Source organism: Pseudomonas sp. P4795 (genome assembly GCF_048822895.1).
GTDB lineage: Bacteria > Pseudomonadota > Gammaproteobacteria > Pseudomonadales > Pseudomonadaceae > Aquipseudomonas.
Genome location: NZ_JBMFBT010000005.1, coordinates 1 through 17,445 on the forward strand (window position 1 = coordinate 1; position 17,445 = coordinate 17,445).

Genomic DNA, 17,445 nt, shown 5'->3' on the forward strand with positions numbered 1-17,445 from the left:
GCTATTTTCATATTTCTGTCACAAAGGTCAAAAACCCCTGAAAACACGAAGGCCGACCTATAGAGGTCGGCCTTCTGCCCTCCTCTACTTATAGAGAAGGGAAGGCGAACTGCGAAGCCTCATGGCTCGCACGTTGCGGCCAGCGCTGGGTGATTGCCTTGCGCCGGGTGTAGAAGCGCACACCATCCGGCCCATAAGCATGCAAGTCGCCAAACAGCGAACGCTTCCAGCCGCCGAAGCTGTGATAAGCCACTGGGACCGGCAACGGCACGTTGACCCCAACCATACCAACTTCGATCTCGTCGCAGAACAACCGCGCCGCTTCACCGTCACGGGTAAAGATGCAGGTGCCATTACCGTATTCGTGATCGTTGATCAGTTGCATCGCCTCTTCCAGGCTGTTCACCCGAACGACACACAGCACTGGCCCGAAGATCTCTTCTTTATAGATGCGCATCTCCGGGGTGACGTGGTCGAACAGGCAGCCACCGAGGAAGAAGCCTTCTTCATGCCCCGCCACGCTCAGACCGCGACCATCGACCACCAGGGTCGCGCCCGCCGTCACGCCGTCTTCGACATAACCGCTGACCTTGTCCCGCGCCTGACCGGTAACCAGCGGCCCCATGTCCAGACCACAGGAAGTGCCCGCACCGATTTTCAGCGCTTTGATCTGCGGCACCAACTTCGCTACCAGCGCATCCGCCACTTGGTCACCAACACACACGGCCACCGAGATCGCCATGCAGCGCTCACCACAAGAACCGTAAGCCGCACCCATCAGCGCGCTGACCGCATTATCCAGATCCGCATCCGGCATCAGCACCGCATGGTTCTTCGCGCCACCGAGTGCCTGCACGCGTTTGCCGCGCTTGGTGCCTTCGGCGTAGATGTACTCGGCAATCGGCGTCGAGCCAACGAAGCTCAGCGCTTTGACTTCCGGCGCTTCGATCAGCGCGTCCACTGCAGTCTTGTCGCCGTGTACCACGCTCATCACGCCTTTGGGCAGACCAGCCTCGATCAGCAGCTGTGCGATCAGCAGCGTCGAACTTGGATCACGTTCGGATGGCTTGAGGATGAAGCAGTTACCGCAGACGATTGCCAGTGGATACATCCACAACGGCACCATCGCCGGGAAATTGAACGGGGTGATACCGGCAACCACGCCCAACGGCTGGAAGTCCGACCAGGCATCGATGTTCGGGCCGACGTTGCGGCTGTACTCGCCCTTGAGGATTTCCGGAGCGGCGCAGGCGAACTCGACGTTCTCGATGCCGCGCTTCAGTTCACCAGCAGCGTCTTCCAGCGTCTTGCCATGTTCTTCGCTGATCAATTGCGCGATGCGCGCTTCGTTCTGCTCCAGCAGTTGCTTGAAACGGAACATCACCTGCGCACGTTTGGCCGGCGGTGTGTTGCGCCAGGCCGGGAACGCAGCCTTGGCGGCATCGATGGCGCTTTGAATGGTTTCGCGGCTGGCCAGCGGCAGTTTATGGATCGCTTGACCGGTAGACGGGTTGAACACATCAACCGAGCGACCGTTCTCGGTCACCAGTTCGCCATTGATCAAATGCGGAATAACGCTCATCGAAAACTCCTGAATTCTTGTCCACGGGCACCCGTCGGGGAGTGCCCGTTTTTGTAGGTATAGATAGAAGGAAAATCAGTCGATCTTGTTCAGCACTTCGCCGACCGCGTCGAACAGACGATCCAGGTCTTGCGGCTTGCTGTTGAAAGTTGGGCCGAACTGCAGGGTGTCACCGCCGAAACGCACGTAGAACCCGGCCTTCCACAGCGCCATACCGGCTTCGAATGGACGCACGATCGCGTCGCCGTCACGACCGGCAATCTGGATCGCACCGGCGAGGCCGTAGTTACGAATGTCGATAACGTTCTTCGAGCCTTTCAGACCGTGCAACGCATTTTCGAAATGCGGCGCGACTTCGGCCACGCTCTGCACCAGGTTTTCTTTTTGCAGCAGGTCGAGTGCAGCCAGGCCAGCGGCGCAGGCCACCGGGTGCGCGGAATAGGTGTAGCCGTGAGGAAATTCCACTGCGTATTCAGGCGTCGGCTGATTCATGAACGTCTTATAGATCTCGGAGCTGGCAATCACCGCGCCCATCGGAATCGCGCCGTTGGTGACTTGCTTGGCGATGCACATCAGGTCCGGTGTCACGCCAAAACTGTCGGCGCCGAACATCGAGCCGGTACGGCCAAAACCGGTGATCACTTCGTCGAACACCAGCAGGATGTTGTGCTGATCACAGATCTCGCGCAGACGCTTGAGGTAACCCTGTGGCGGAACCAGCACGCCCGCTGAACCGGCCATCGGTTCAACGAATACAGCTGCGATGTTCGACGCGTCATGCAGCTCGATCAGCTTCAGCAGCTCATCGGCCAAAGCGATACCGCCCTGCTCCGGCATGCCACGGGAGAACGCATTGCTCGCCAGCAAGGTATGCGGCAGGTGATCGACATCCATCATCGACTGACCGAACAGCTTGCGGTTGCCGTTGACGCCGCCGAGGCTGGTGCCGGCGATGTTCACGCCGTGATAACCACGGGCACGACCGATCATTTTGGTTTTGGTCGCCTGGCCCTTCAACCGCCAGTAGGCACGGACCATTTTCACCGCTGTATCGGCGCACTCGGAGCCGGAGTCGGTGAAGAACACGTGATTCAGATTGCCCGGCGTCAGGTCGGTGATTTTCTCTGCCAACTGGAACGACAGCGGATGGCCATACTGGAAGCCCGGCGAGTAATCCAAAGTGCCCAATTGCTTGGAAACCGCTTCCTGAATCTCCTTGCGAGTGTGCCCGGCGCCGCAAGTCCACAGACCGGACAGCGAGTCGTAAACCCTGCGCCCCTTGTCGTCGATCAACCAACTGCCCTCGGCACCCACAATCAGTCGCGGATCGCGCTGGAAGTTGCGGTTCGCGGTGTACGGCATCCAGTGCGCGTCCAGTTTCAGTTGGCTGGCCAGTGAAGACGGAGCGTTCTCGGGCATGTTCATTTACAAAACCTCGCAGGGCAGAAAGCGACAGGGAGCTAAAAGTCGTTGTTGCGGCTAAGTTGCCACGCCGATAAAGTCGGTGAAATCCAACTCTTCTAACCTTTAGTTAGTACCTGACTAAACATTAAGCCGAGAAGCCATGAGCACCCGCCGCCCCGATCCACTGGCCCAGGTCAGCGACTTTGATATCCGCTTGCTGCGGATCTTTCGCAGCGTGGTGGAAAGCGGCGGCTTCTCGGCGGCGGAAACCGTGCTCGGCATCGGCCGTTCGGCGATCAGCCAGCAAATGAGCGATCTGGAACAGCGTCTCGGTCTGCGCCTGTGCCAGCGCGGGCGCGCCGGTTTTTCCCTGACCGAGGAAGGTCGTGAGGTTTACCAATCGGCGCTGCAACTATTAAGTGCGCTGGAAAGTTTCCGCACCGAGGTCAACGGTCTGCACCAGCATTTGCGCGGCGAGTTGATCATCGGCCTCACCGATAACCTGGTCACCCTGCCGCACATGCGCATCACCCACGCCCTCGCCCAGTTGAAGGAGCGCGGGCCGGATGTGCAGATCCAGATCCGCATGATCGCGCCGAATGAAGTCGAGCAAGGCGTGCTCGACGGTCGCCTGCATGTAGGCGTAGTGCCGCAGGCCAGTGCGCTTTCGGGCCTGGAATATCAGCCGTTGTATAGCGAGCGCTCACTGCTGTATTGCGCGGTCGGCCATCCGCTGTTTTATGTCGATGACAAACAACTGGATGACGAGCGCCTGAACAGTCAGGACGCGATTGCCCCGACCTTCCGGTTGCCGGCGGATATTCAGGCGCACTATCAGGCGCTGAACTGCACCGCCAGTGCCTCTGACCGCGAAGGCATGGCGTTTCTGATTCTGACCGGGCGCTACATCGGCTATCTCCCGGATCACTACGCCAGCCTCTGGGTGCAACAGGGGCGCTTGCGTGCGCTCAAGGCGAATACGCGGTTTTATGATCTGAGCCTCGCATCGGTCACACGCAAGGGCCGACGCCCACATTTGGTGCTGGAAAGTTTTCTGGAGAGTCTGGCGGCCACTCGCTGAACAAGATCGAACAGGCGTAACGATTTATCGTATCGGGACTTGTCGTAAAACGGTGGGTGCGCTATCAACGCATCTGGTTGCACCCACAGACAAACCCGGAAGTGCCTATGACCTTTGAAGTCCCAGCTCACGGCGGCAAACCCGCCAGCCGCATTCGTCAGAAGAACGAAGAGACCATCATCAAAGCCGCCGAAGACGAGTTCGCTCGTCACGGGTACAAAGGCACCAGCATGAACACCATCGCCGTGAAGGCCGGGTTGCCCAAGGCGAACCTGCATTATTACTTCACCAACAAACTCGGGTTGTACGTGGCGGTGCTGAGCAATATCATCGAGTTGTGGGACAGCACCTTCAACACCCTCACCGCCGAGGACGATCCAGCCGAAGCGCTGAGCCGCTACATCCGCGCCAAGATGGAATTCTCCCGGCGTCAGCCGCAAGCCTCGCGCATTTTCGCGATGGAAGTGATCAGCGGCGGCGAATGCCTGACCGAATATTTCAATCAGGACTACCGCGCCTGGTTCCAAGGCCGCGCCGGTGTGTTTCAGGCATGGATCGACGCAGGCAAAATGGACCCGGTCGACCCGGTGCACCTGATCTTTCTGCTGTGGGGCAGCACTCAGCATTACGCTGACTTCGCCACGCAGATATGCCGCGTCAGCGGTCGCAGCAAGTTGACCAAGCAGGACATGCAAGACGCCGGCGACAACCTGATCCGCATCATCCTCAAAGGCTGCGGCCTCACTCCTTCTATATAAGACGCGTTATGCCATTCACCCTCAGCGACTTTTGCGAATACCGCGAAGAGATTCGCAAAAGCCGCTTCATCACCTTCGCAGCGCCAATCGCCAGTCCTGCCGATGCGCAGGCGTTCTTCGATCAGCACAGCGATTTGAACGCCACGCACAATTGCTGGGCGTGGAAACTCGGTGCGCAGTACCGCAGCAGCGACGATGGCGAACCCGGCGGCACAGCGGGCCGACCGATTCTGGCGGCTATCGAAGCACAGGATTGCGATCAGGTCGCGGTGCTGGTGATTCGCTGGTACGGCGGCATTCAACTGGGCACTGGCGGACTGGCCCGCGCTTACGGCGGCGGCGCCAACAAGTGCCTGCAAGCGGCGGCAAAGGTCGAGTTGATCAGTCGGGTGCCGTTGAGTTGCGCGTGTGGGTTCGCCGAGCTGCCGTTGGTCAAGTTGCGGGTCGCGGATTTGGGTGGGTTGGTGGTGGAGGAAAACTTCACGGCCAACGGCGTCGAGTTGCAGTTGGCGGTCGGTGAAGCGCACATCGATTTGTTGCAAAGCCAATTGGCCGATTTGAGCCGTGGGCGGATTTTGCTGCAGCGCTAGAACAAAGTAGGAGCTGCGGCACGCTGCGATCTTTTAGGGCACGGCAAAAATTACAACTGAAACAAATTGCCCACATCCGCTGTGCACCCGGCTGTGGATAACCTGAGCACATACCGCTGTAACCCTTCTGTCATGCGGCTTTGCGCGAATTGTTCATTTTTCGCTCAATCGTTCATGCCACCTGTAATTTTTTCGTATAAACAATGAGTTATCCCCGTTTAGCACCATTAGAAGAAAGCACCACAGCGCTTATACCCAGTGGTTCATGTTGCGCACAAATACTGTGGAGCAACCTGTGGATAACCCGTTCATGACTGGCGCAGTCGCAGGTTGTGTATAGCTCCGGCGCAGTTGCTCGTTTTTTGATCAGTTGCACGCGGGCAAAACTGGAGCCTGATCAACGGCTTCGCCCTCAAGTGGTGCTCGGTATCGTGCGCAACTAACTGCGAAAGCTCTGCATCAGGCTCGGGCGATCAGTGTCTGCCGGCGTTCCTGACTCAATGGCCAGGAAATTGCTTTATCCACAGGCATAACTCCAAGCAGCCGAGCCTGTCATGCCGATCTCCTCTACCAATGCAGACCCGATCCCGCGCCTGCAACTGCGCCATATCAGCAAACGCTATCCCGGATGTCTGGCCAATGACGCCATCGACCTGAGCATCGCGCCCGGTGAAATCCACGCTCTGCTCGGGGAAAATGGTGCAGGCAAAAGCACGCTGATGAAGATCATCTACGGCGTGACTCAAGCCGATGCCGGCGAAATTCTTTGGCAGGGTCAACGGGTGAACATGCGCAATCCGGCCCAGGCGCGGCAGTTGGGGATCGGTATGGTGTTCCAGCATTTCTCGCTGTTCGAAACCTTGAGCGTGGCGCAGAACATTGCGCTGGCAATGGGCGCGGCGGCCGGTACGCCGAAACAGCTTGAACCAAAAATTCGCGAAGTCTCGCGGCGCTACGGCATGGCGCTGGAGCCGGAACGACTTGTCCACAGTCTGTCGATCGGCGAGCGGCAAAGGGTGGAAATCATTCGCTGCCTGATGCAGGACATTCGTCTGCTGATCCTCGACGAACCGACCTCGGTGCTGACGCCACAAGAGGCCGACGAATTGTTCGTGACCCTGCGCCGACTCGCGGCCGAGGGTTGCAGCATCCTGTTTATCAGCCACAAGCTTGGTGAAGTGCGCGCCTTGTGTCACAGCGCCACGGTGCTGCGCGGCGGGCGGGTCGCAGGGCATTGCGTGCCATCTGATTGCTCGGATCGTGAGCTGGCGCAAATGATGGTCGGTGAAGCGGCGGCGATGATTGGTGACTTTCCGAAGGTCGACGGCGGCGCGCCGTTTTTGCAGGTCAGCGGGTTGAGCAGGCACAACCCGGATCCGTTCGGCTGCTCGCTCAGCGATATCGACTTGCAGGTGCGCAGCGGCGAAATCGTCGGCATCGCAGGCGTCGCGGGTAATGGGCAGGACGAATTGCTCGCGCTGCTCAGCGGCGAGCAAACCCTGCCACGCGAAGCTGCGCCGACCATCAGTTTCAATGGCCAGGCAGTGGGCAATTTACGCCCGGATGCGCGGCGCAAACTCGGTCTGGCGTTCGTCCCCGCCGAGCGCCTCGGCCACGGCGCAGTGCCTGAGTTGAGCCTGGCCGATAACGCCCTGCTCACGGCTTTTCAACAAGGCCTGGTCAGCCACGGTCTGATCCGGCGCGGCAAAGTCGAAGCGCTTGCCGAACAGATCATCCAGCGCTTCGGCGTGAAAACTCCGGACACACAAACCGCCGCGCGCAGTCTGTCCGGTGGCAACTTGCAGAAATTCATCCTCGGTCGGGAAATCCTCCAGCAACCGAAATTGCTGATCGCCGCGCATCCCACCTGGGGCGTGGATGTTGGAGCGGCGGCGACCATTCACCGCGCACTGATCGCCTTGCGCGATGCTGGCGCGGCGATTCTGGTGATCTCCGAAGACCTCGACGAACTGTTCCAGATCAGCGACCGCCTCGGCGCGCTGTGCGCCGGGCGCCTGTCGGCATTGCAAGCCACGACAGATACGCAACTCAGCGATGTTGGCGGCTGGATGGCCGGCCAGTTCGGCAGTTCTCATTCCCACGCGACGGTTTAACGGAGTTCCCCATGCTGCTTTCCCTCGAACCCCGGGGCCGTCAATCGCGCCTGATGCTCTGGTGCTCGCCCCTGCTGGCGGCGCTGCTGACCCTTGGTTGCGGCTCGCTGCTGTTTTTCGCCCTCGGTCACGATCCGCTGCAAACCTTGCACACCTTGTTGATCGCGCCGGTCAGCGATCTGTATGGCGTGTCCGAATTGTTGGTCAAGGCGTTGCCGATTCTGCTCTGCGCGTTGGGTCTGGCGGTGGCGTATCAGGCACGCATCTGGAACATTGGCGCCGAAGGACAGTTACTCCTTGGCGCTTTGGCCGGCAGTGCGCTGGCGGTGAACATCATCGACATGCAGAGCCGCTGGGCGCTGGTGTTGATCCTGCTCACCGGCACCTTCGCCGGTGCCGCGTGGGCCGGGCTGACCGCGTGGTTGCGCACAGGTTTCAACGCCAACGAAATCCTGACCAGCATCATGCTCAATTACATCGCGCTGAATCTGCTGCTGTTCTGCGTACACGGGCCGTTAAAAGATCCGGCCGGTTTCAATTTTCCCGAGTCGGCGATGTTCGGCGACGCCAGTCGCTTGCCGCTACTGATGGAGGATGGCCGGGTGCACGCCGGGGTGTATTTCGCCCTGCTCGCTTTGGTCGCAGTGTGGGTGTTGTTGCAGAAAAGCTTTGTCGGTTTCCAGATCAAAGTACTCGGGCTGGATAAACGCGCAGCGGGGTTTGTCGGCTTTCGCGAGAAGCGTCTGATCTGGCTGGCGCTGTTGATCAGCGGTGGTTTGGCGGGATTGGCCGGGGTCTGCGAAGTCACCGGCCCGATAGGTCAGTTGGTGCCGCAGGTTTCGCCGGGCTATGGCTACGCGGCAATCACCGTGGCGTTTCTCGGCAGGCTCAATCCGATCGGCATTCTGTTTTCCAGTCTGTTGATGGCGCTGCTGTACATCGGCGGCGAGAGCGCGCAGATGACCTTGAATCTGCCGCAAGCGATCACCCAGTTGTTTCAGGGAATGATGCTGTTTTTCCTGCTCGCGTGTGACGTGCTGATTGTTTATCGCCCGCGCCTGAACCTGCGTTGGGCGCGCCGCCCTGCTGCCACTCCCGTAACCGCCGGAGCGCTGTGATGGACATCGATCTGCTGAGCAATATTTTCTACGCCATGGTGCGTTGCGGCACGCCGCTGTTGTTAGTGGCGTTGGGGGAGTTGATCTGCGAGAAGAGCGGTGTGCTCAATCTCGGTCAGGAAGGCATGATGCTGTTCGGCGCGGTGATCGGTTTTATCGTCGCGTTCAGCAGCGGCAATCTGTGGCTCGGCGTGTTGTTGGCGATGTTGGCCGGGATGCTGTTGTCGTCGCTGTTTGCCTTGGTCGCGCTGGTTTTCAATGCCAATCAAGTCGCCACCGGGCTGGCGCTGACAATTTTTGGCGTCGGGTTGTCGACTTTTGTCGGCGCGGCGTGGGTGGGTAAACCGCTGGCAGGGTTCGAGCCGATTGCGATTCCTTTGTTGAGCGAAATCCCGCTGATCGGGCGGATGCTGTTTGCTCAGGATCTGCTGGTGTATCTGTCGTTCGCGCTGTTTGCATTGGTGGCGTGGGTAGTGGTGAAAAGCCGTGTCGGGCTGATCATTCAAGCGGTCGGCGAAAATCCGGATGCGGCGAGTGCCATGGGTTTGCCGGTGCTGCTGGTGCGCACCTTGGCGGTGTTGTTTGGCGGGGCGATGGCCGGGTTAGCCGGGGCGTATCTGTCGCTGGCGTACACGCCGATGTGGGCTGAGAACATGACCGCCGGGCGCGGCTGGATAGCCTTGGCGCTGGTGGTGTTCGCCAGTTGGCGCGTCGGGCGCTTGTTGCTCGGCGCCTATTTGTTTGGCCTCGCCAGCATCCTGCACCTGGTGGCGCAGGGGTTGGGGCTGGCGATTCCGTCGAGTCTGCTGGCGATGCTGCCGTATGTCGCGACTATTCTGGTGCTGGTGCTGTTGTCGCGCGATGCGTTGCGTACGCGGTTGTATGCGCCGGTGTCGTTGGGGCAGCCGTGGCAGTCCGGGCGTTAGGGCGTTGATTTCACTGGCCCCATCGCTGGCAAGCCAGCTCCCACAGGTACAGCGGTGATCACAAGTTTTGTCTACGACCCGGACACTGTGGGAGCTGGCTTGCCAGCGATGGGTTCCTGACAGGCAACACCTGTGCAATGCCCCACGCCAGTTCAAACAACAGGAAAACCGCCAGCAATGAACTGGCGCCATGGGCCAGGGCATACGCTTGCCATGCTGCGAACAGAAACCGCGCCACCGCGTCGTACCGGCCATAAAGCTGCTGCGGATCTCGAATCCGCAGCACCGCCCAGACACACACCACCGACCCCAACAGATTGGCCATCAACATATACAGCGGTTCAAACGCCGGCAAATCACCCGGCAAGTCCAGCGCCTGACTGACCGCAGTCAATACCCCATGTAACGCAGCAAAACTCCAAGGCGTGACAAACGCCGCCGTCACGAGCAAGTCATACCAGGCACTGCCGCGCACCAGATTGCGATATTGCGTTGAAGTCCACATCGTCCATGCTCCAGAAATTCAAGGAGCACCTACGCTAAAGCCTGGAGTATGCTCCAGGGTCAAACACTTTCGAGATGTCCAGCATGCGCATCGGTGAGTTAGCCCAGGCCAGCGCGGTCAGCCGCGACACTTTGCGCTTCTATGAACAGCGCGGACTAATCGCGGCGCAGCGCTCGGCCAACGGTTATCGCGACTACCCGCCGGAGATGGTGCAACTTGTGCTCTACATCAAGACTGCGCAGCGTCTGGGCTTTACCCTCGGCGAGATCGGCAGCAGCGTCGCCGCGTTGTGGCAATCGCCGAACCCGGACAGCGCCGTCACGCAATTGCTGCAAGACAAGCTCAAACTGATCGAAACTCGTATGGCAGAACTCGGCGAGCTGCGTCACGAGTTGCAGCAACGGCTCGGTCAAAGCTGTCCATTGAATCCATGATCGTTCACTTTCAAGGAATCCCCTCATGTCTCCAAAGCATGCATTGATCATTGGCGCCTCGCGGGGCCTTGGCCTGGGTCTGGTGAAAACCTTGCTCGCCGACGGCTGGCAAGTCACCGCCACGGTGCGCAACCCTGCGCACGCCGAGGCGCTGCAAGCGCTGGGCAAGGTGCAGATCGAGAAACTCGACATGGACGATCAGCAAGCAGTGATCGCTCTCGCCCAACAACTCAAAGGTTTCACGTTTGATCTGCTGTTCGTCAACGCCGGAGTCAAAGGCCCGGATGTACAGACGCCGGGCGGTGCAACGCTGGCAGAAGTCGGCCAGTTGTTTTTCACCAACGCGGTGGCGCCGATCAATCTGGCGCAGCGCTTTGCCGGGCAAATTCGTGAAGGCAGCGGTGTGCTGGCGTTCATGAGCTCGGTGCTCGGCAGCGTGACCATGCCCGACGCGCCGGAACTGGCGCTGTAAAAGGCAAGCAAGGCTGCGCTGAATTCGATGACCAACAGTTTCGTCACGCAGTTGGGCGAGCAAAAACTCACCGTACTGTCGCTGCATCCGGGTTGGGTGAAGACTGATATGGGCGGTGAAGGTGCAGACATCGACGTCGAGACCAGCACCCGCGGTCTGGTCGATCAGGTGAATGCGTTTGCCGGCAAGGGCGGCCATCACTTCGTCAATTACAAAGGCGAGACCATTCCCTGGTAACACCGGTCGGGTTGGGCTTGCCCGCGATGGCGATTTGTTTGAAACTGCGCGCCTCGTCCTTCGCGGCGACCCTGGATCAGCAGACAGGGCAACACTGAGCTGGCAACCCTGAACCCAACTTTCAGAGGAGCCGGCCACAATGCCTGCGACCCGTACCTGGTTAAAAAATCCCCTCGCCATTTTTACGGCCAACGCGCTTGATGCCCGTGGCGGTCTGGTTGTGCAAGACGGTGTGATCGTCGAAGTGCTCGGCCTCGGTCAACAACCGTCCGCACCGTGCAACGCAGTGTTCGATGCCCGCGAGCATGTGATCCTGCCCGGCCTGATCAACACCCATCACCACTTCTATCAAACCCTGACCCGCGCCTGGGCGCCGGTGGTCAATCAGCCGTTGTTCCCGTGGCTGAAAACCCTGTACCCGGTGTGGGCACGGCTGACCCCGGAAAAACTTGCCCTCGCCACCAAAGTCGCGCTCGCCGAGTTGCTGCTGTCCGGCTGCACCACCGCTGCTGATCACCATTATTTGTTCCCGGACGGTCTGGAAAACGCCATCGACGTGCAAGTCGAAACCGTGCGTGAACTGGGCATGCGCGCCATGCTCACCCGTGGCTCAATGAGCCTCGGCGAGAAGGACGGCGGCTTGCCACCGCAGCAAACCGTGCAGGAAGGTTCGGTGATTCTCGACGACAGCCAGCGGTTGATTCACGAGTACCACGAGCGTGGTGACGGCGCGCAAATCCAGATCGCTCTGGCACCGTGCTCGCCGTTCTCGGTGACTCCGGAAATCATGTCGGCCAGCGCCGAACTGGCAAACAAGCTCGATGTGCGCCTGCACACCCACCTCGCCGAAACCCTCGACGAGGAAGATTTCTGCCTGCAGCGCTTCGGCCTGCGTACCGTGGATTATCTGGACAGCGTCGGCTGGCTCGGCCCGCGCACCTGGCTGGCCCATGGCATCCACTTCAACCCCGACGAAATCGCCCGCCTCGGCGCGGCCGGCACCGGCATCTGCCATTGCCCGAGTTCGAACATGCGCCTCGCTTCCGGCATCTGCCCGAGTATCGACCTGACCGATGCCGGCGCATTGTTCGGTTTGGGTGTGGACGGTTCGGCGTCGAACGATGCGTCGAACATGATCCTCGAAGCGCGCCAGGCGTTGTACATCCAGCGCCTGCGTTACGGTGCTGAAAAAATCACTCCAGAACGTGTGCTTGGCTGGGCGACCAAAGGTTCGGCGAGTCTGCTGGGCCGCACCGATATCGGTGAACTGGCGGTCGGGAAGCAGGCGGATCTGGCGTTGTTCAAGCTGGATGAGCTGCGCTTCTCCGGCAGCCATGACCCGATTTCGGCGCTGCTGCTGTGCGGCGCTGATCGTGCGGATCGGGTGATGATTGGCGGCAAGTGGCGCGTGGTTGACGGCCAGGTTGAAGGGCTGGATCTGAAAGGCCTGATTGCTGATCACAGCCAGGCTGCTCGACAGTTGATCGCAGGCGACTGATCTGACGCCATCGCGGGCAAGCCCGCTCCCACAGTGTCCGCGTCGATTACAAAATTTGTGGTTAACACAGACCCCTGTGGGAGCGGGCTTGCCCGCGATGCTTTTACAAACCTAAAAGCGACAGCATGATAAACGTCGCAAACAACACAAAGTGCGTCATGCCTTCGATGGCATTGGTCTCGCCGTCATTCAAGTTGATTGCGCTGACGATCAACGTCAGGAAGATCATCACCGTCTGCACCGGGGTCATCGCCATTTGAAACGGCTGGCCGGTGTACAGCGCCATCGCTTCCATCACCGGCACCGTCAGGATCACCGTCGACAATGACGCGCCCATGGCGATATTGACCACCGATTGCATGCGGTTGGCCAAGGCTGCGCGCAATGCCGTGAGAATCTCCGGTGCTGCCGAGATCGCCGCCACCAGAATCGCCGTGATCACCGGCGGAGCACCCGTGCCCTCCAGACCCAGATCGAGGGTTTTGGACATCACCTCGGCCAACGCGCCGATCACCACAATGCCAAACACAAGAATGCCGATCGACAGACCAATACTGGGTGATTTCTGCTCAGCGTCTTGCGGCTCTTTCTTGCGGCGTTTGTCCGGGTAGCTGTAGCTGAAAAAGTAGCTGTGCGGCCCGACCTGCATCCGCAGAAACAACGCGTAAAGCACCACCATTGCACCAATGGTGAACGCGGAATAAATCTTCCAGTTGGCTTCGGGGATGAACTCCGGCACCACCATCGACACGCCCATGGCGGTGAGGATCATCACGCTGTAGCTGCGCGCCGAATCGTCGTTGTAGGACTGCTCGCCATGCTTGATCCCGCCCATCAGCGCGGCCAGGCCGAGGATGCCGTTGATGTCGAGCATCACCGCTGAATAGATCGTGTCGCGCACCAGCGTCGGCGAGGCTTCGTTGCTCATCATGATCGCCAGGATCACCACCTCCACCAGCACGGCGGCGAGGGTCAGGATCATCGTGCCGTAGGGATCGCCGACTTTTTCCGCGAGCAGTTCGGCGTGGTGGGCGACGCGCATCGATGCGGCGACGATGAAGGCGATCAGCACCAGGCCGCCGGTCAGCGCAACGATCTGGCCGGTGTGCAGCAACCAGTGTTCCAGTGGATAGGCAACGATGGCGGCTAGCAGGGCCAGCAACAGAAAGCTTTCTTGCTTGAGAATCGAGAACATGGCGGGCCTTTTTTGCCGAGAAGAGGAATGAGCTACTGACTGCGGCGCGGCGCTAACGTTTCGTTACACATTAGCGCACCAGTCGATGGCTTGAGTTCCTTCAGTTGCACTGGATTGGTTCTGACATGGAAAAGCTCGCAGCCTTCGGCAGCTCCTACATTTGATCGGCGTCCCCCTGTAGGAGCTGCCGAAGGCTGCGAGCTTTGGCTTTGTTGTCCTGTTGGTCAGCAATTTGCATTGCCCTGTCCACACACAAAAAAAGGGAGTTCGATTTCATGCAAATACGTCCGCTGCACAAACTGCTGTGCGCCGCCATTGGCCTGGGGATAAGTCTGAGCGCCGCTGCCGCCGACCCGCTGAAAGTCGGCTTCGTCTACATCGGCCCCATCGGCGACCATGGCTGGACGTATCAGCATGAACAGGGGCGCAAGGCGCTGGCGGAAAAGTTCGGCGCGCAGATCACCACCAACTACGTGGAGAACGTCGCCGAAGGCGCGGATGCCGAGCGGGTGATCCGCAACATGGCCAAGGATAAGTACGACCTGATCTTCACCACGTCCTTCGGCTACATGAACCCGACGCTGAAAGTCGCCAAGCAATTCCCCAAAGTCACCTTCGAGCACGCCACCGGTTACAAGCAGGACAAGAACCTCGGCACCTACCTCGCACGCACATACGAAGGCCGATACGTCGGCGGTTTCCTCGCAGCGAAGATGACCAAGACCAAGAAGATCGGCTACGTCGCCTCGTTCCCGATCCCGGAAGTGATCCGCGACATCAACGCCATTCAACTGGCCCTGAACAAATACAACCCCGGCACCGAGATCAAAGTGGTGTGGGTCAACTCGTGGTTCGATCCGGGCAAGGAAGCCGACGCCGCCAACGCGCTGATCGATCAAGGCGTGGACGTGGTGTTCCAGCACACCGACAGCCCGGCGCCGATTCAGGCGGCCGAACGACGTGGCGTATACGCGGTGGGTTACGCCTCGGACATGGCGCACTTCGGGCCGAAAGCGGTGCTGACTTCGATCGTCAACGACTGGGCGCCGCACTACATTCAGGCCACGCAAAGCGTGATCGACCACAGCTGGAAATCCCAGGATTACTGGGGCGGGCTGAAGGAAGGTACGGTTGAACTGCCGATCAGCGATCTGGTGCCGGCGCCGGTGAAAGCCGAGGCCGAGCAGATGATTGCCGATATCAAAAGTGGCGCGTTGCAACCGTTTACCGGGCCGATCAAGGATCAGGCCGGGGTCGAGAAAATCCCCGCGGGCGTGAGTGCGACGAATGCGGAGCTGGCGTCGATGAACTATTACGTGGAAGGGATGAAGGCTGAGATGCCGAAGTAAATCTCCCCAAAACACACCTCGACCCTGTGGGAGCTGCGGTGCGACGATTCGACTTGCCAGCGATGAGGCAATCACATTCGACATCATTGTTGTCTGGTAGACCGCCATCGCTGGCAAGCCAGCTCCCACAGGGTTCTTCGGTGTTCTCAAGTCTGTGTTTCTTCAGGAAAAACGTATGAACAGTCTTCCCATCATCGACATCAGTCCGCTCTACAGTGACGATCAACAAGCGTGGAACTCGGTCGCCAGCCAAATCGACCACGCCTGCCGCGAATGGGGTTTCTTCTATATCAAGGGTCATCCGATTTCAGCGCAGCGCATTGCCGCCCTGCTCGACCACGCGCAACGCTTCTTCGCACTGCCCGCCGCCGAAAAGCTCAAGATCGACATCACCCGGACCCGCCATCACCGTGGGTACGGCGCCATCGCCACCGAACAACTCGACCCGGACAAGCCCAGCGATCTGAAAGAAACCTTCGACATGGGCCTGCACTTGCCGGCCGATCATCCCGAAGTGCTGTCGGAAAAACCGTTGCGCGGTCCCAACCGTCATCCAGCCCAAGAAGGTTGGGAAGCGCTGATGGAACAGCATTACCTCGACATGCAGGCCCTCGCGCAAACCTTGCTACGGGCCATGACCCTGGCGCTGAATATCGAACCGGACTTTTTCGACACCCGCTTCAACCAGCCGGTCAGCGTCCTGCGCATGATCCATTACCCGCCGCGCCACACCGCCAGCTCCGCCGAACAGCAAGGCGCCGGCGCGCACACCGACTACGGCTGCATCACGCTGCTGTATCAGGACAGCGCCGGCGGCCTGCAAGTGAAGAACGTGAACGATCAGTGGATCGATGCACCACCGATCGATGGCACCTTCGTGGTCAACCTCGGCGACATGATGGCGCGCTGGAGCAACGACCGATATCGTTCGACCCCGCATCGGGTGATCAGCCCGCTGGGCGTGGACCGCTACTCGATGCCGTTCTTCGCCGAACCGCATCCGGACACCCGCATAGAATGCCTGCCCGGTTGCCAGGACTCAGAGCATCCGGCGAAATATCCCACCACCACCTGCGCTGAATTCCTGCTGTCACGTTTCGCCGATACCTACGCCTATCGCCGTGAGCAGCAAGCATCGTGATGGATCGTCTGGTCAGGTTTTGCCAATTGTTTCTGCGTGCATCTGTAGAATGGCTGCCATCTGCACCTGATGAGAAAAGAATATGTACGACTGGCTGAACGCCCTGCCCAAGGCTGAACTGCACCTGCACCTCGAAGGCTCGCTTGAGCCAGAGCTGTTGTTCGCCCTGGCCGAACGCAACAAGATCGCTCTGCCGTGGAACGATGTCGAAACCCTGCGCAAGGCTTATGCCTTCAACAATCTGCAAGAGTTTCTCGACCTGTACTACAAGGGCGCCGACGTGCTGCGTACCTCGCAGGATTTCTACGACCTGACCTGGGCGTATCTGCTGCGCTGTAAAGAACAGAACGTGATCCACACCGAACCGTTCTTCGATCCGCAGACCCACACCGACCGTGGCATTGCGTTCGAAGTGGTACTCAACGGCATCGCCGCAGCACTGAAGGATGGCGAGCAGCAACTGGGCATCACCAGCGGTTTGATCCTGAGCTTCCTGCGCCATTTGAGCGAAGACGAAGCGCAGAAAACCCTCGACCAGGCGCTGCCGTTCCGCGATGCGTTTGTTGCCGTCGGCCTCGACAGCTCCGAGATGGGCCATCCGCCGAGCAAGTTCCAGCGTGTGTTCGACCGTGCGCGTCACGAAGGCTTCCTGACCGTGGCCCACGCCGGTGAAGAAGGCCCGCCGGAATACATCTGGGAAGCCATCGACCTGCTGAAAATCCAGCGTATCGACCATGGCGTGCGCGCCATCGAAGACGAACGCCTGATGCAACGCATCATCGACGAGCAGATCCCGCTGACCGTGTGCCCGCTGTCGAACACCAAGCTCTGCGTGTTCGATCACATGTCCCAGCACAACATCCTCGACATGCTCGAGCGCGGTGTGAAAGTCACGGTCAATTCCGATGACCCGGCGTACTTCGGCGGTTACGTCACCGAGAACTTCCACGCGCTGCACACGCACTTGGGCATGACCCAGGATCAGGCCAGACGCCTGGCGCAGAACAGCCTGGATGCGCGACTGGTCAAGCCGTAAGCACG

General features: G+C 59.6%; 15 protein-coding genes and 1 pseudogene. 12 read left to right on the forward strand and 4 right to left on the reverse strand.

All coding sequences use genetic code 11. From position 1 onward, the window contains the following. Window positions 1-88: 88 nt before the first annotated feature. Window positions 89-1,582, reverse strand: a complete 1,494-nt coding sequence (locus tag ACOI8A_RS15170; RefSeq protein WP_420647159.1) for a CoA-acylating methylmalonate-semialdehyde dehydrogenase — start codon at window positions 1,580-1,582, stop codon at window positions 89-91. A gap of 75 nt (window positions 1,583-1,657) precedes the next feature. Continuing rightward, window positions 1,658-3,007 (reverse strand): aspartate aminotransferase family protein, encoded by a 1,350-nt coding sequence (locus ACOI8A_RS15175; protein WP_420647158.1) that lies wholly within the window; start codon window positions 3,005-3,007, stop codon window positions 1,658-1,660. A gap of 139 nt (window positions 3,008-3,146) precedes the next feature. Between ACOI8A_RS15175 and ACOI8A_RS15180 the strand changes: the two genes are divergently transcribed. From ACOI8A_RS15180 to ACOI8A_RS15205, 6 genes are all read left to right on the forward strand, one after another. Next, the gene (locus tag ACOI8A_RS15180; RefSeq protein WP_420647157.1) at window positions 3,147-4,067 is read left to right on the forward strand and encodes a LysR family transcriptional regulator; all 921 of its coding nucleotides are present in this window, start codon (window positions 3,147-3,149) and stop codon (window positions 4,065-4,067) included. 107 nt (window positions 4,068-4,174) lie between these two features. Beyond that, window positions 4,175-4,825 carry a TetR/AcrR family transcriptional regulator gene (locus ACOI8A_RS15185; RefSeq protein WP_420647156.1) on the forward strand — a complete coding sequence of 217 codons (651 nt, stop codon included), beginning with the start codon at window positions 4,175-4,177 and terminating at the stop codon, window positions 4,823-4,825. An 8-nt stretch (window positions 4,826-4,833) separates the two neighbouring features. Continuing rightward, window positions 4,834-5,415, forward strand: coding sequence for an IMPACT family protein (locus tag ACOI8A_RS15190; protein ID WP_420647155.1), 582 nt, complete (start codon window positions 4,834-4,836; stop codon window positions 5,413-5,415). 554 nt (window positions 5,416-5,969) lie between these two features. Beyond that, window positions 5,970-7,529 (forward strand): ABC transporter ATP-binding protein, encoded by a 1,560-nt coding sequence (locus ACOI8A_RS15195; protein WP_420647154.1) that lies wholly within the window; start codon window positions 5,970-5,972, stop codon window positions 7,527-7,529. A gap of 11 nt (window positions 7,530-7,540) precedes the next feature. Further along, window positions 7,541-8,647 carry an ABC transporter permease gene (locus ACOI8A_RS15200; protein ID WP_420647153.1) on the forward strand — a complete coding sequence of 369 codons (1,107 nt, stop codon included), beginning with the start codon at window positions 7,541-7,543 and terminating at the stop codon, window positions 8,645-8,647. Further along, window positions 8,647-9,573, forward strand: coding sequence for an ABC transporter permease (locus ACOI8A_RS15205; protein ID WP_420647152.1), 927 nt, complete (start codon window positions 8,647-8,649; stop codon window positions 9,571-9,573). The genes ACOI8A_RS15200 and ACOI8A_RS15205 overlap by 1 nt, the downstream gene beginning before the upstream one ends. 58 nt (window positions 9,574-9,631) lie before the next feature. On the opposite strand, the gene ACOI8A_RS15210 is transcribed toward ACOI8A_RS15205, so the two are convergent. Then, window positions 9,632-10,078 (reverse strand): hypothetical protein, encoded by a 447-nt coding sequence (locus ACOI8A_RS15210; RefSeq protein WP_420647151.1) that lies wholly within the window; start codon window positions 10,076-10,078, stop codon window positions 9,632-9,634. 83 nt (window positions 10,079-10,161) lie between these two features. Between ACOI8A_RS15210 and ACOI8A_RS15215 the strand changes: the two genes are divergently transcribed. The 3 genes and pseudogenes from ACOI8A_RS15215 to ACOI8A_RS15225 all read left to right on the forward strand — a co-directional run bounded on the left by ACOI8A_RS15215 (window position 10,162) and on the right by ACOI8A_RS15225 (window position 12,719). Further along, window positions 10,162-10,512 (forward strand): MerR family transcriptional regulator, encoded by a 351-nt coding sequence (locus tag ACOI8A_RS15215; RefSeq protein ID WP_420647171.1) that lies wholly within the window; start codon window positions 10,162-10,164, stop codon window positions 10,510-10,512. A gap of 25 nt (window positions 10,513-10,537) precedes the next feature. Beyond that, a pseudogene (locus ACOI8A_RS15220) lies at window positions 10,538-11,221 on the forward strand (SDR family oxidoreductase). 139 nt (window positions 11,222-11,360) lie between these two features. After that, window positions 11,361-12,719, forward strand: coding sequence for an 8-oxoguanine deaminase (locus ACOI8A_RS15225; protein ID WP_420647150.1), 1,359 nt, complete (start codon window positions 11,361-11,363; stop codon window positions 12,717-12,719). Window positions 12,720-12,822: 103 nt separating this feature from the next. On the opposite strand, the gene ACOI8A_RS15230 is transcribed toward ACOI8A_RS15225, so the two are convergent. Beyond that, entirely contained in the window at window positions 12,823-13,914 is a 1,092-nt protein-coding gene (locus ACOI8A_RS15230; protein ID WP_420647149.1) for a calcium:proton antiporter, read from the reverse strand. A gap of 275 nt (window positions 13,915-14,189) precedes the next feature. Between ACOI8A_RS15230 and ACOI8A_RS15235 the strand changes: the two genes are divergently transcribed. The 3 genes from ACOI8A_RS15235 (at window position 14,190) to ACOI8A_RS15245 (ending at window position 17,440) form a co-directional block, all read left to right on the forward strand. Further along, the gene (locus ACOI8A_RS15235) at window positions 14,190-15,263 is read left to right on the forward strand and encodes a BMP family ABC transporter substrate-binding protein (RefSeq protein ID WP_420647148.1); all 1,074 of its coding nucleotides are present in this window, start codon (window positions 14,190-14,192) and stop codon (window positions 15,261-15,263) included. Window positions 15,264-15,438: 175 nt separating this feature from the next. Further along, window positions 15,439-16,404, forward strand: a complete 966-nt coding sequence (locus tag ACOI8A_RS15240; protein ID WP_420647147.1) for a 2-oxoglutarate and iron-dependent oxygenase domain-containing protein — start codon at window positions 15,439-15,441, stop codon at window positions 16,402-16,404. A gap of 82 nt (window positions 16,405-16,486) precedes the next feature. After that, on the forward strand, window positions 16,487-17,440 hold the full coding sequence (locus tag ACOI8A_RS15245) for an adenosine deaminase (protein ID WP_420647146.1): 954 nt from the start codon (window positions 16,487-16,489) through the stop codon (window positions 17,438-17,440). Window positions 17,441-17,445 lie beyond the last annotated feature (5 nt).

Coding starts and splice junctions, on each gene's coding strand:
- ACOI8A_RS15225 (WP_420647150.1), top strand. CDS start 11,361: ATGCCTGCGACCCGTACCTGGTTAAAAAATCCCCTCGCCATTTTTACG.
- ACOI8A_RS15200 (WP_420647153.1), top strand. CDS start 7,541: ATGCTGCTTTCCCTCGAACCCCGGGGCCGTCAATCGCGCCTGATGCTC.
- ACOI8A_RS15240 (WP_420647147.1), top strand. CDS start 15,439: ATGAACAGTCTTCCCATCATCGACATCAGTCCGCTCTACAGTGACGAT.
- ACOI8A_RS15215 (WP_420647171.1), top strand. CDS start 10,162: ATGCGCATCGGTGAGTTAGCCCAGGCCAGCGCGGTCAGCCGCGACACT.
- ACOI8A_RS15205 (WP_420647152.1), top strand. CDS start 8,647: ATGGACATCGATCTGCTGAGCAATATTTTCTACGCCATGGTGCGTTGC.
- ACOI8A_RS15190 (WP_420647155.1), top strand. CDS start 4,834: ATGCCATTCACCCTCAGCGACTTTTGCGAATACCGCGAAGAGATTCGC.
- ACOI8A_RS15175 (WP_420647158.1), bottom strand. CDS start 3,007: ATGAACATGCCCGAGAACGCTCCGTCTTCACTGGCCAGCCAACTGAAA.
- ACOI8A_RS15195 (WP_420647154.1), top strand. CDS start 5,970: ATGCCGATCTCCTCTACCAATGCAGACCCGATCCCGCGCCTGCAACTG.
- ACOI8A_RS15185 (WP_420647156.1), top strand. CDS start 4,175: ATGACCTTTGAAGTCCCAGCTCACGGCGGCAAACCCGCCAGCCGCATT.
- ACOI8A_RS15210 (WP_420647151.1), bottom strand. CDS start 10,078: ATGTGGACTTCAACGCAATATCGCAATCTGGTGCGCGGCAGTGCCTGG.
- ACOI8A_RS15245 (WP_420647146.1), top strand. CDS start 16,487: ATGTACGACTGGCTGAACGCCCTGCCCAAGGCTGAACTGCACCTGCAC.
- ACOI8A_RS15170 (WP_420647159.1), bottom strand. CDS start 1,582: ATGAGCGTTATTCCGCATTTGATCAATGGCGAACTGGTGACCGAGAAC.
- ACOI8A_RS15230 (WP_420647149.1), bottom strand. CDS start 13,914: ATGTTCTCGATTCTCAAGCAAGAAAGCTTTCTGTTGCTGGCCCTGCTA.
- ACOI8A_RS15180 (WP_420647157.1), top strand. CDS start 3,147: ATGAGCACCCGCCGCCCCGATCCACTGGCCCAGGTCAGCGACTTTGAT.
- ACOI8A_RS15235 (WP_420647148.1), top strand. CDS start 14,190: ATGCAAATACGTCCGCTGCACAAACTGCTGTGCGCCGCCATTGGCCTG.